The organism is Pantoea sp. V106_11, from assembly GCF_029967885.1.
Classification (GTDB): domain Bacteria; phylum Pseudomonadota; class Gammaproteobacteria; order Enterobacterales; family Enterobacteriaceae; genus Pantoea; species Pantoea ananatis.
In genome coordinates this window covers 25,510-38,621 of the sequence record NZ_JASCAK010000025.1, presented here as the reverse complement: position 1 = coordinate 38,621, position 13,112 = coordinate 25,510, and the positions used below count along the sequence as shown (strand labels likewise).

Genomic DNA, 13,112 nt, shown 5'->3' with positions numbered 1-13,112 from the left:
TAAAATGGGGTAAGAAAAACAGAGCACCTTTATCAGGGAGTTCCTCTTTTATGTCGTCATCACGTCTGAAGCAGCAGTTCATTCGTCTGTGGCAAAATTGCCAGGGACAACCACAGGAAACAACCCTGGGCGAACTGGCTGATTTGCTGCACTGTTCGCGTCGCCATATGCGAAACCTGCTCAACAGAATGCAAGCGGCTGGCTGGCTCACCTGGCAGGCCGAAGCCGGACGGGGCAAACGTTCCCTGATGACCTTCTGCTACACCGGGCTGGCGCTCCAGCAGCAGCGTGCCGAAGATCTTCTGGAGCAGGATCGTATCGATCAGTTAGTCCAGCTGGTGGGGGATAAAGATCAGGTCAGACAGATGATCAGCGCCCACCTGGGGCGGAGCTTCCGCCAGGGCAAACATATTTTGCGCGTCCTCTATTATCGCCCTCTGCTGAATCTGTTACCCGGTTCGCCCCTGCGCCGTTCGGAAACCCATATTGCCCGCCAGATCTTTAGCGGCCTGACGCGCATAAATGAGGAAAAGGGGGAAATCGAGGCCGATATCGCCCATCACTGGCAGCAAACATCCGATCTCCACTGGCGCTTTTATTTACGTCCTGCCATTCGTTTTCATCATGGCCGGGAGCTGGACATGGCCGATGTGATCGCAAGCCTGGAACGCCTGCGTCAGTATCCCCTGTTTTCTCATATCCAACGGCTCGACTCACCGGCCCCCTGGACCCTGGATATCTATCTGGATCAGCCCGACAGCTGGCTGCCCTGGCTGCTGGGCAGCGTCAGCGCCATGATTCTGCCACGGGAATGGCCTGAAATTCGCGATTTTGCCCGTCAACCTGTGGGAACAGGTCCTTATCGGGTCGTCCGTAATCAGCACAGCCAGTTGAAGATAGAAGCGTTTGACGACTACTTTGGCTATCGCGCGCTGATCGATGATGTGTCGGTGTGGGTACTGCCAGAGATCAGTGACGAGCTGGTTTATGCAGGGGTTCGCCTGCAGGGCGAAAAAGCCGATGAGAAACAGGAAGAGAGCCGGCTTGAAGAAGGTTGCTACTATTTACTGTTCGATCAGCGTTCAGAAAAAATGGCCGATCGAGACATTCGACGCTGGCTCAGCGACCTGCTTAACCCGATAGCACTCCTCAATAATGCGGGCAGGGGTTATCAGCGCTACTGGTTCCCGGCTTACGGCCTGCTACCCCGCTGGCACCATCGCCGCGATCTGACCCCAGTGGACAAACCGGCGGGCCTCACGAGCCTGACGTTAACCTGGTATAACCAGCATATTGAGCATGTCAGTATTACGGATGCCTTACGTCCGTTGCTGGCAGAACAGGGCGTTACGTTGAACACCCGGGAAATCAGTTACGAAAGCTGGCATCAGGGCGAAGGCGAGAGTGATATCTGGCTGGGCAGCGTCAATTTTACCCTGCCCCTCGAATATTCCCTGTTTGCCCTGTTATACGAAACGCCGTTGATGCAGCACTGTCTGCCTGTTAACTGGCAGCAGGATGCCACGCGCTGGCGTGAAAAAACGCTCTCCCTCGCTGAATGGGGTAAATATCTGGTGGAAAATAGCTGGCTTCATCCGCTGTTTCATCACTGGCTGCTGCTGGAGGGCCAGCGCAGTATGCGCGGCGTGCGGATGAATACATTGGGCTGGTTTGATTTTAAATCCGCCTGGTTTGCCCCGCCTACGCTGTGAGCCTTTCCCCTTGCGCATTTAATGACTAGAATGTGGCGTTCTCAACGGGGTGCCCCTTTCCACAGTGTCAGGGCGCTGAGAAATACCCGTCGAACCTGAATCGGTTAATACCGACGTAGGGATTTGAGAGGTTGTTTTGCTCAGATCCTTTGCGACTCAACCCTGCCGCCCTAGGAGCGCAAAGTGTTAAAAAACGTCCTGCCCGTGCTGCTGTTACTTTCTGCCCCGGTCTTTGCGGCCAAACCTGTCCTGACGGTTTACACCTACGACGCCTTTTCCGCTGACTGGGGGCCGGGTCCGGCCGTCAAAAAAGCCTTTGAAGCCCAGTGCGGTTGCGAGCTGAAATTTGTCGCGCTGGAAGACGGTGTTTCGCTGCTGAACCGTGTACGTATGGAAGGCAAGAACACAAAGGCCGATGTGGTACTAGGCCTGGATAACAACCTTCTGCAGGCCGCGCAGCAAACCGGCCTGTTTGCCAAAAGCGACGTGGATACCCGTGAGCTGCAGGTGCCCGGCGGCTGGAAGGACACCACCTTTGTGCCGTTCGATTACGGTTATTTCGCATTCGTGTACAACAAAAACACGCTAAAAAATCCCCCTACAAGCCTGAAAGAACTGGTCGAAAGCCCAGAGAAATGGCGCGTGATTTATGAAGATCCTCGCACCAGCACGCCAGGCCTTGGCCTGCTGCTGTGGATGCAAAAGGTTTACGGGGACAACGCGCCTGAGGCCTGGCAAAAGCTGGCGAAGAAAACCGTCACGGTCACCAAAGGCTGGAGTGAAGCCTACGGCCTGTTTCTTAAAGGCGAGAGCGATCTGGTGCTGAGCTATACCACGTCACCGGCTTATCACATCATTGAAGAGAAAAAAGATAACTATGCTGCGGCATCCTTCGCCGAAGGCAACTATCTGCAGGTTGAGGTGGCCGCCCGACTGGCGAACAGCAAGCAGCCCAAACTGGCAGAACAGTTTATGCAATTCATGGTTACGCCAGCCTTTCAGAACACCATCCCTACCGGGAACTGGATGTATCCGGTGATCAAAACTGACCTGCCCGCCGGGTTTGCCTCGCTCAGCGTGCCGAAGACAACATTGCAGTTTTCACCGGAAGAGGTTGCCAGCCACCGTTCGCAATGGGTTAGCCAATGGCAACGCGCCGTCAGCCGTTAATCCCTTTCTGGCTGATTCCGGGTTCGCTCGCCACGCTGCTGCTCTGCAGCGTGGCGCTGCTGGCCTTCACAGCACTGTGGATGGCGGCGCCAGCGACCAACTGGCGGTCTGTCCTGCAGGATACGTACCTGCATCATGTTATTGGCTTTTCGTTTAAGCAGGCGCTGCTTTCCGCCCTGCTCTCCTTGCTGCCGGCCATTCCACTGTCCCGAGCCCTTTATCGGCGGCGCTTTCCCGGACGTCAGGTGTTGCTGCGCCTGTGCGCCATGACGCTGGTTCTGCCCGTGCTGGTGGCCGTATTCGGCCTGCTCACCGTCTATGGTCGGGTGGGCTGGCTGGCACAGCTTTGCGCCTGGCTTGGCGTGGACTATCACTTCTCGCCTTACGGGCTTCAGGGAATTTTACTGGCCCATGTGTTTTTCAACCTGCCGCTGGCCACGCGCCTGATGCTGCAGGCGCTGGAAAGCATTCCTGCCGAACAGCGTCAGCTTGCTGCCCAACTGAACATACGTGGCTGGCATCATTTCCGGCTGCTTGAATGGCCCTGGCTGCGCCGCCAGCTCCTGCCCACCGGGGCATTAATCTTTATGCTCTGTTTTGCCAGTTTTGCCACCGTGCTATCGCTGGGTGGCGGGCCGCAGGCGACCACCATCGAACTGGCCATCTTCCAGGCGTTAAGCTATGACTACGATCCGGGCCGCGCGGCGCTCCTGGCGCTGATTCAGCTCAGCTGCTGCCTGGTGCTGGTGCTCCTCAGCCAGCGCTTCAGCAACGCCATTCCGGCGGGTAGTCCGCAACTGAACGGCTGGCGCGATCCTCAGGATTCCACGCTGGCCCGCGTCAGCGACGCCGCCATCATCTTTTTCGCCCTGCTGCTGCTACTCCCACCGCTGCTGGCGGTGATCGTAAATGGTCTGGATGGCGGGCTTCGGGGCGCGTTACAGCAACCGGCGTTATGGCAGGCAACGTTGACCTCGTTACGTATCGCGCTCGGCGCCGGCGTGCTGTGTCTGGTCCTGACCACCATGCTGTTGTGGAGCAGCCGGGAGCTGCGCCTGCGGCGGCATACACTCGCCGCACAGATCATGGACACCAGCGGCATGCTGATTTTGGCAATGCCCGGTATCGTGCTGGCAACCGGCTTTTTCCTGCTACTGAACGCCACGACCGGCTTGCCGGACTCCGCGGATGGCGTGGTGATCTTTGCCAATGCGTTAATCGCGATTCCCTACGCGTTGAAAGTGCTGGAAAACCCGATGCGGGATATCGCTGAACGTTACGCCCACCTGTGCGGGGCACTGGGCATTAGCGGCTGGAACCGCCTGTGGCTGATTGAACTCCGGGCGTTGAAACGTCCGCTGGCGCAGGCGCTGGCGTTTGCCTGCGTGCTGTCGATTGGTGATTTTGGCGTCGTGGCGCTGTTTGGTAATGGCGATTTCCGCACGCTGCCGTTCTACCTTTATCAGCAGATAGGCGCCTATCGCGGTGCCGATGGTGCCGTTACTGCACTGTTATTGCTGCTACTCTGCCTGTCTCTGTTCACCTTGATGGAAAAATTACCGGGCCGCCATGCTGACACTGAATAATCTGACTTACCTGTATCAGCATTTGCCGATGCGTTTTTCCCTTCACGCCGGGCGCGGCGAACGACTGGCGATTCTCGGCCCAAGCGGGGCAGGTAAAAGTACGTTATTAAACCTGATTGCCGGTTTTCTGCCCGTCAGCCAGGGCAGCCTGACGATTAACGGTGTTGACCATACGAATAGCGTGCCCGCCCAGCGCCCGGTATCAATGCTGTTTCAGGAAAATAACCTGTTTCCGCACCTGAGCGTAGAACAGAACCTGGGGCTGGGCTTACATCCCGGTCTGAAGCTGACCTCAGATCAGCGCCAGCAGGTGACGACCATTGCGCAGCAGGTCGGACTCAGTGAGATGCTGTCACGCCTGCCGGGCCAGCTCTCGGGAGGACAACGCCAGCGCGTTGCCCTGGCACGCTGTTTACTGCGCGATCGCCCCGTGCTGCTGCTGGATGAACCTTTTTCGGCGCTCGATCCAGCCCTGCGCGGCGAGATGCTTAATCTGGTGCGCACCGTCTGCGAAACCCGTGCGATTACGTTGCTGATGGTGTCGCACAGTCTTGAAGACGCACAGCAGATAGCGCCACGTAGCGTGGTGGTTGTGGATGGACGCGTTTACTGGCAGGGATCGACGGACGCACTGTTGTCAGGGAACATACGGGAAGCCGATGTGCTCGGCATCCCGCGCCGTTAACCGATAAAGACCTGCCACAACAGGTGGCGGAAAATCGGCATCATCGGATGAAACTGGATGCCGACGAACGCCGCAACGGCCACCACAAAACTTAGCGGCGCCAGCCAGCGCAAACGTTCGGGTGGCAAATACGCCGTCGCCCAGTCGCGCGTTTTTCCACTGCGCCACCAGCGCCAGCACAGCCAGCATCCCAGCCATACCAGGATAGCAACGCCTAATAACAGCCAGATGAAATGGCCGCCTTGGGCTTCTTTCGGGACATCAATCGCGACGCCTGCCAGAATACCCGGCAATAAATAGAGCGGTGGCCATAAAATACAGCCGATCAGATTGGGGGGCAGAAATTTGCGTACCGGCAATTCCAGCATGCCCGCCACCAGCGGGATCAGCGGTCGGGTTGGCCCGACAAAGCGCCCGACCAGAATGGTAAACATGCTGTGCTGATACAGCGCGTGTTCGGTCTTATCCAGCAGCCCTTTGTACTTTTGCAGGTATTTCCAGCGATGGAGCGGCCCCTGAAACTTCCAGCCAATGCCATAGGAAACCCAGTCGCCCAGCAGGCAGCCAATGAAGCCCGCGGCCCAGGCGGGATATAAGCCGATCTGTCCACTGCCCACCAGCGCACCCAGGCTCGCCATCATGACGGTGCCAGGGAGTAACAGCCCCACGAACGCCAATGACTCCAGAAACGTCACCAGCGCGACGGCAAACAGCGCCCACTCCAGCGACTGTGTAATCAGGTGTTCAACCCAGGCTTCCATATCAATCCTCAGAAAAAGCAGAAGGCTGGATTGTCCAGAGCAGACATCACAGCGTCAAGGCAAGAATTGTAGGCCAATATTGACAAAACGCACCGGCATACACTGTATAAATATCCATGTTATACTGGTCAATGAGATGTCCGACTCGCTATCTGCCTGGAGAATACGTGAATAAGCCCCGCGCAGGGTTTCTGCTCAGCCGTCACTGGCGCGACACGCCGCAAGGCACCGAAATTACGCTGTGGCTGGCCACCGACGAGGGTGCTCAGCGCGTTGTGCTGCCTTTGCAGGAATCCGTGACGTTTATTCCCTGTGAATATCAGGCGCAGGTCGACACGCTGTTGCAGGGCGAGCGCCAGCTGCGGATGCAGCCTCTGCAATTAAAAGATTTTCGCCGCCGTCCAGTATTTGGCCTGTACTGCCGGCAGCATCGCCAGTTGCAGTGGGTTGAAAAGAAACTGCGCGAAAGCGGTATCCCCCTGTATGAATCCGACATTCGTCCACCCGAACGCTACCTGATGGAACGGTTTATTACCGCGCCCGTGTGGTTTGATGGTGACATTCAGGGCGACACATGGGTTAACGCCCGTCTGAAACCCCATCCCGATTACCGACCCCCGCTGAAGTGGGTCTCGCTGGATATTGAAACGACCCAGCATGGCGAGCTTTACTGCATTGGTCTGGAAGGCTGCGGGCAGCGCCAGGTTTTCATGCTGGGACCGCCTAACGGCGACGCCAGCGAACTGGATTTCGAACTTATCTATCTTGAGAGCCGCCCGCAGTTGCTGGAGGCGCTGAATCGCTGGTTTGCCGATAACGATCCGGATGTGATTATCGGCTGGAACGTGGTGCAGTTTGACCTGCGCGTGCTGCAGAAACACGCCGATCGCTACGGCATTCCGTTACGCCTTGGCCGCCAGCAGGCCACGCTGGAGTGTCGCGAGCATGGGTTTAAACCCGGCGTGTTTTTTGCCCAGGCGACAGGTCGCCTGATTATTGACGGCATTGATGCCCTGAAATCCGCCTTCTGGGATTTTCCCTCTTTTAGTCTGGAATCTGTTTCGCAACAGCTGCTCGGTGAAGGCAAAGCCATTGATAACCCATGGCAGCGCATGGAAGAGATCAACTGGCGTTTTGCCAACGATAAACCGGCGCTGGCGCGCTACAACCTGAAGGACTGCGAGCTGGTCACGCGCATCTTTCATAAAACCGAAATCATGCCGTTTTTACTGGAGCGCGCAGCCGTTAACGGGCTGGCAGTCGATCGCCACGGCGGCTCCGTCGCGGCATTCGGTCATCTGTACATCCCCCGCATGCACCGGGCCGGTTTTGTCGCCCCGAATCTGGGCGATGTGGCGCCGGAAGCCAGCCCCGGCGGCTACGTGATGGATTCCCGGCCCGGCCTGTATGATTCCGTGTTAGTGCTGGATTATAAGAGCCTGTATCCCTCGATTATCCGCACTTTTCTGATCGATCCCGTCGGGCTCATCGAAGGTCTGGCGCACCCAACGGATGCGGACTCGGTACCCGGTTTTCGCGAGGCGCGCTTCTCACGTGAGACGCATTGCCTGCCCGCCATCGTAGAGCAGATTTGGCAGGGGCGCGAAACCGCAAAAACACAGGGCAATAAACCCCTGTCGCAGGCCCTGAAAATCATCATGAATGCGTTTTACGGCGTGCTCGGCACCAGCGCCTGCCGCTTTTTTGACCCTCGCCTGGCCTCGTCTATCACGCTGCGCGGTCATGCCATCATGCAGCAAACCCGTGAACTCATTGAAGCCGAAGGCTACGATGTGATTTATGGCGACACCGATTCGACCTTTGTCTGGCTGAAATCCGCCCGGGATGAAGACGAGGCAGAGGCAATTGGCCGGGCACTGGCCGGGAAGGTCAACGGTTGGTGGCGTGAACATCTGCAGCAGCAATACGGCCTGACCAGCGCCCTGGAGCTGGAGTATGAAAATCACTTTTGCCGATTCCTGATGCCGACGATTCGCGGTGCTGAACAGGGCAGTAAAAAACGCTATGCGGGCTTAATTCGGGAAGGCGAAAGTGAGCGTATGGTGTTCAAAGGACTGGAATCGGTACGTACCGACTGGACGCCGCTGGCGCAGCAGTTTCAGCAGGAGCTTTACAGCCGCATATTTCATCGCCAGCCGTGGGAAGACTATGTTCGTAACACGGTGGCCCAGCTGTTGGCAGGTGAGCTGGACGACAGGCTGATTTATAAAAAGCGCCTGCGCCGCCCACTGAACGAGTATGAACGTAATGTGCCGCCGCACGTTCGCGCCGCCCGTCTGGCTGATGAGCAGAATCGTAAGCTGGGCCGGCCGTTGCAATATCAGACCGGGGGCCGCATTCGTTATGTGATTGCCACCGGCGGCCCCGAGCCGGTAGAGGCCCGAACCACGCCGCTGGACTACGATCACTACGTGACTAAACAGCTGCAGCCCGTAGCCGAAGGCATTCTGCCTTTTGTCGATGGCGACTTTGCTACACTCATTACCGGGCAGTTAGGCCTTTTTTGACAGGTGACGAATGCCCTGCCATCCAGTACCATAACGCCCTTCCTCAAAACTCACTGCTCTGACATGACGCACCAGGCCCTTTTGCCTGGATGAAATGCTATTGCCTGAGAATGGGGAACACCTTCAAAAACGTTAAAAATTCGAGCAAAAATTATATGGTTTTTACATTAGGTCAGCGTTGGATTAGTGATACAGAAAGTGAACTGGGATTAGGCACCGTGGTGGCGATTGATACGCGCATGATCACCCTGCTGTTCCCAGCCACAGGGGAAAATCGCCTCTACGCTCGCAGCGACTCGCCGGTCACCCGCGTGATTTTTAATCCGGGTGATACCGTTACCAGCCACGAAGGCTGGCAGATGCAGGTCGATGAAGTACGCAATGACAATGACCTGATAACCTATATCGGCACGCGCCTTGATACCGAAGAAACCCACGTCATGCTGCGTGAAGTGATGCTCGACAGCAAACTGGTGTTCAGCAAACCTCAGGACAGGCTGTTTGCAGGCCAGCTCGACCGTATGGATCGCTTCGCCCTGCGTTTTCGCGCACGTAAATATCAAAGTGAGCAGTATCGCCTGCCCGTCAGCGGCCTGCGCGGCATGCGTACCAATCTGATCCCCCACCAGCTGCATATCGCCCACGACGTAGGCCGCCGCCATGCGCCGCGCGTCCTGCTCGCGGATGAGGTCGGCCTGGGGAAAACCATCGAAGCCGGCATGATCATCCAGCAGCAGCTGTTGGCAGGCCGTGCTGAACGCGTACTTATCGTCGTGCCAGAAACCCTGCAACATCAGTGGCTGGTAGAAATGCTGCGCCGCTTCAACCTGCGCTTCGCCCTGTTTGACGACGATCGTTACGCTGAAGCGCAGCACGACAGCGACAATGCCTTTGACACCGAACAGTTGATTATCTGCTCGCTGGACTTTGTGCGTCGCAACAAACAGCGTCTGGATAAGCTGGCGGACGCAGACTGGGATTTAATGGTGGTGGATGAAGCGCACCATTTGGCCTGGTCCGAAGGCGAACCAAGCCGCGAGTATCAGGTGATCGAAAAACTGGCTGAAAAAACGCCGGGCGTCCTGTTACTGACCGCGACGCCAGAACAGCTGGGCATGGAGAGTCATTTTGCGCGCCTGCGCTTGCTTGACCCCGACCGTTTTCATGATTTTGCCGCCTTTGTTGAAGAGCAGCAGCACTTCCGCCCGATTGCCGATGCGGTGACATCGCTGCTGGCCGATCATGCCATCTCACAAAACGAGATGAATATGATCAATGAGCTGGTCGGCGAGCAGGATATTGAACCGCTGCTGCAGGTGGCAAACAGCGATCGTGAAGGCAAACAGGACGCGCGCAGCGAACTCATTTCCATGCTGATGGATCGCCACGGTACCAGCCGCGTGCTGTTCCGTAATACCCGCAACGGGGTGAAAGGCTTCCCGAAACGTGAGTTACACGCTATTCGTCTGCCCCTGCCGGCTCAGTATCAAACGGCCATTAAGGTGTCCGGTATTATGGGCACACGTAAAAGCGCAGAAGCGCGCGCGCGCGATCTGCTCTATCCGGAACAGATTTATCAGGAGTTCGAAGGCGATACCGGCACCTGGTGGAACTTCGATCCGCGCGTTGAATGGCTCATGGGTTACCTGACCAGCAACCGTAAAGAAAAAGTGCTGGTGATCTGTGCTCAGGCCGCTACAGCACTTCAACTGGAGCAGGTGCTGCGTGAACGTGAAGGGATTCGCGCCGCCGTGTTCCATGAAGGGCTGTCGATCATTGAACGCGATCGGGCTGCCGCCTGGTTCGCTTCTGAAGAGAACGGCGCACAAGTTCTGCTGTGTTCCGAAATTGGTTCCGAAGGCCGTAACTTCCAGTTCGCCAGCCGTCTGGTGATGTTCGATCTGCCGTTTAACCCGGACCTGCTGGAACAGCGTATTGGCCGACTGGATCGTATTGGCCAGGCGCACGATATTCAGATTCTGGTCCCCTGGCTGGAGAAAACGGCCCAGGCCGTGCTGCTGCGCTGGTATCACGAAGGGCTGGACGCGTTCGAGCACACCTGCCCGACCGGCAGAGCCATCTACGACAGCGTCAACGCAGAGCTGATTAACTACCTGGCCGCACCGGAAAACAGCGACGGGTTTGATGATTTCATTAGCGAATGCCGTAAGCAGCATGATGCGCTGAAATCCCAACTCGAACAGGGCCGCGACCGCCTGCTGGAGCTAAACTCTAACGGTGGTGAAGCCGCCCAGGCGCTGGCCAATACCATTGCCGAACAGGATAATGATACCGAACTGGTTAACTTTGCTCTTAACCTGTTTGATATCGTCGGCATTAATCAGGAAGACCGCAGTGATAACCTGATCGTGCTGACACCTTCAGATCATATGCTGGTTCCGGACTTTCCGGGCCTGCCGGAAGACGGCTGTACGATCACCTTCAATCGCGACCAGGCCCTGTCGCGTGAAGATACGCAGTTTATTACCTGGGAACATCCGTTAATCCGTAATGGCCTGGATCTGATTCTGTCAGGTGACACCGGCAGTTGTGCGCTGTCGCTGTTAAAGAACAAGGCATTGCCTGTGGGGACACTGCTGGTCGAGATGATCTACGTGGTGGAATCCCAGGCACCGAAACATCTGCAGCTAACCCGCTTCCTGCCCCCTACGCCGGTGCGCCTGCTGCTGGATCGCAACGGGACGAACCTGGCCGGTAAAGTGGAATTCGAAAGCTTCAACCGCCAGTTGAATGCCGTTAACCGCCACACCGGCAGCAAGCTGGTGAATGCCGTACAGCAGGACGTTCACGCGATCCTGACGCTGGCTGAAAAAGAAGTCGTCAGTGAAGCACGTGCCGTTATTGACGCGGCACGGCGCGAGGCGAGCGAAAAGCTGGGGGCCGAGTTATCACGTCTGGAAGCACTGAGAGCCGTTAACCCCAACATCCGTGACGATGAGGTCGAGGCGCTGGAAACGAATCGCCAGCAGGTACTGGAGAGTCTGGATGAAGCGAACTGGCGACTGGATGCACTGCGTCTGATTGTGGTTACGCATCAATAAGTTCAGGGCCGCAAGGCCCTCTTTTTTGGAATAGAGTATGGAACCCTACAATCCGCCGCTTGAGCCCTGGCTGCACATTCTGTATCAGGATGCCCATATCATGGTGGTGAATAAGCCCAGCGGCCTGCTTTCGGTACCCGGTCGGCTTGACGAGCACAAAGACAGCGTGATGACGCGGATCCAACGCGATTATCCTGAGGCGGAATCTGTGCATCGGCTGGACATGGCGACCAGCGGCGTGATTGTGGTCGCCCTGACAAAGGCCGCAGAGCGCGAGCTTAAACGCCAGTTTCGTGAACGCGAGCCTGCAAAGACCTATGTGGCCCGGGTTTGGGGCCATCCGGCGCAGGAGAAGGGCATGGTGGATTTACCGCTGATTTGCGACTGGCCTAATCGCCCGAAGCAGAAAGTGTGTTTCGACACCGGCAAGTCGGCGCAAACCGACTATCAGGTTGTGGAATACGGTGACGATAACAGCGCGCGCGTCGCGCTCAAACCGATTACCGGGCGCTCGCATCAGCTGCGCGTACATATGTTGGCGCTGGGCCATCCGATTCTGGGTGACGGTTTTTACGCACATCCGGAAGCAAAAGCCATGTCAGATCGTCTTCTGCTGCACGCCGAATCGCTGACCATCACGCACCCGGCGTTTGGTAATGCCATGACCTTCAGGCAGCCTGCCGATTTTTAATCTGCCATGATGCTAATGCTTCGCGCGCCCTCGCCATCAGCCGGGCGCGCATCTCACTTATTTAAAGCCTTTTTCTTTGCGAATCAGATCGTAAGCCGACTGAATGTCCTGCGCTTTCTGTTTCGCCATCTCCATCATTTCGGGCGGCAGACCTTTCGCCACCAGCTTATCCGGGTGATGTTCACTCATCAGTTTGCGATAGGCGCGTTTGATGGTGGTGGCATCGTCGGTGGTTTTCACACCCAAAACGTTACAGGCATCGGATAACGTCGGGCCTCGCTGCGCCTGCTGAAAACCGCCCTGCTGTGAATAGCTGCGACCGCCGCCGAACTGCTGTCCCCCCTCCATCATGCGCAGAAACTGGTCGAACTGACTCTGAGAAATCCCCAGTTCTTCACCAATCACATACAGCACCTGACGTTCATTGGGATGCAGCGACCCATCGGCAAACGCGGCCTGGATCTGAATTTCCAGAAACATCCTAATCAGATCAAAACGTCCGAAGCAGGCACTGCGCAATTCACGCAGTTTGGTACGGAGCGGATATTCCCCCTGCTTGCCTTCGCGAAAGGCGCGCTGTGCAGCCATTCGGGCATCGCCATGCAGCTGCATGCGATCCATAAACAGCGATGCAATCTGAATATCCGCTTCGGTTACGCGCCCTTTCGACTTGGTTAAGTGCCCCATGACCTGAAAAGTCGTGCTGAAAAAGAGTGACTGCCGGGTCTGATTATTTGAGAAGTAAGCTTTGCTCTGCGCGCCGCGAACCTTGTCAAATCCATGCCCAATGATCAGACCAATAACAATTCCCCAAAAGCCTGCGCCGGACAGCAATCCAAGCACTAAACCTATTACTTTTCCCCAGTAGCGCATAAACTCCTCAATTCGCCATGCTTACGGCTGAAAATTGCATTATC

At 56.7% G+C, this 13,112-nt stretch carries 9 protein-coding genes and 1 riboswitch; of the genes, 7 read left to right on the top strand and 2 right to left on the bottom strand.

Annotated elements, in window-relative coordinates:
- Positions 1-50: 50 nt before the first annotated feature.
- From sgrR to thiQ, 4 genes are all read left to right on the top strand, one after another.
- Complete coding sequence (gene sgrR, locus QLG08_RS08450) at positions 51-1,712, top strand: HTH-type transcriptional regulator SgrR (RefSeq protein ID WP_238493227.1); 1,662 nt, start codon at positions 51-53, stop codon at positions 1,710-1,712.
- Positions 1,713-1,747: 35 nt separating this feature from the next.
- Positions 1,748-1,852: riboswitch (TPP riboswitch) on the top strand.
- Positions 1,853-1,895: 43 nt separating this feature from the next.
- Complete coding sequence (thiB, locus tag QLG08_RS08445; RefSeq protein WP_013024588.1) at positions 1,896-2,882, top strand: thiamine ABC transporter substrate binding subunit; 987 nt, start codon at positions 1,896-1,898, stop codon at positions 2,880-2,882.
- Positions 2,858-4,468, top strand: a complete 1,611-nt coding sequence (gene thiP, locus QLG08_RS08440) for a thiamine/thiamine pyrophosphate ABC transporter permease ThiP (RefSeq protein WP_014592897.1) — start codon at positions 2,858-2,860, stop codon at positions 4,466-4,468. Before thiB ends, thiP begins: the two co-directional genes overlap by 25 nt.
- A complete protein-coding gene (gene thiQ, locus QLG08_RS08435; protein WP_013024586.1) occupies positions 4,452-5,153 on the top strand; it encodes a thiamine ABC transporter ATP-binding protein ThiQ in 702 nt (233 codons plus the stop codon). Before thiP ends, thiQ begins: the two co-directional genes overlap by 17 nt.
- Here thiQ and QLG08_RS08430 read toward each other — a convergent pair.
- A complete protein-coding gene (locus QLG08_RS08430) occupies positions 5,150-5,914 on the bottom strand; it encodes a DedA family protein (RefSeq protein WP_013024585.1) in 765 nt (254 codons plus the stop codon). The genes thiQ and QLG08_RS08430 overlap by 4 nt on opposite strands.
- Before the next feature lie 167 nt (positions 5,915-6,081).
- On the opposite strand from QLG08_RS08430, the gene polB reads away from it, so the two are divergent.
- The 3 genes from polB to rluA all read left to right on the top strand — a co-directional run bounded on the left by polB (position 6,082) and on the right by rluA (position 12,195).
- Positions 6,082-8,442, top strand: coding sequence for a DNA polymerase II (gene polB, locus QLG08_RS08425; protein WP_282472885.1), 2,361 nt, complete (start codon positions 6,082-6,084; stop codon positions 8,440-8,442).
- A 155-nt stretch (positions 8,443-8,597) separates the two neighbouring features.
- The gene (rapA, locus tag QLG08_RS08420; RefSeq protein ID WP_029568461.1) at positions 8,598-11,504 is read left to right on the top strand and encodes an RNA polymerase-associated protein RapA; all 2,907 of its coding nucleotides are present in this window, start codon (positions 8,598-8,600) and stop codon (positions 11,502-11,504) included.
- Positions 11,505-11,541: 37 nt separating this feature from the next.
- On the top strand, positions 11,542-12,195 hold the full coding sequence (gene rluA, locus QLG08_RS08415; RefSeq protein ID WP_015700973.1) for a bifunctional tRNA pseudouridine(32) synthase/23S rRNA pseudouridine(746) synthase RluA: 654 nt from the start codon (positions 11,542-11,544) through the stop codon (positions 12,193-12,195).
- A gap of 57 nt (positions 12,196-12,252) precedes the next feature.
- Here the strand turns inward: rluA and djlA are convergent, their stop codons facing one another.
- Positions 12,253-13,068, bottom strand: a complete 816-nt coding sequence (djlA, locus tag QLG08_RS08410; protein WP_013024581.1) for a co-chaperone DjlA — start codon at positions 13,066-13,068, stop codon at positions 12,253-12,255.
- Positions 13,069-13,112 lie beyond the last annotated feature (44 nt).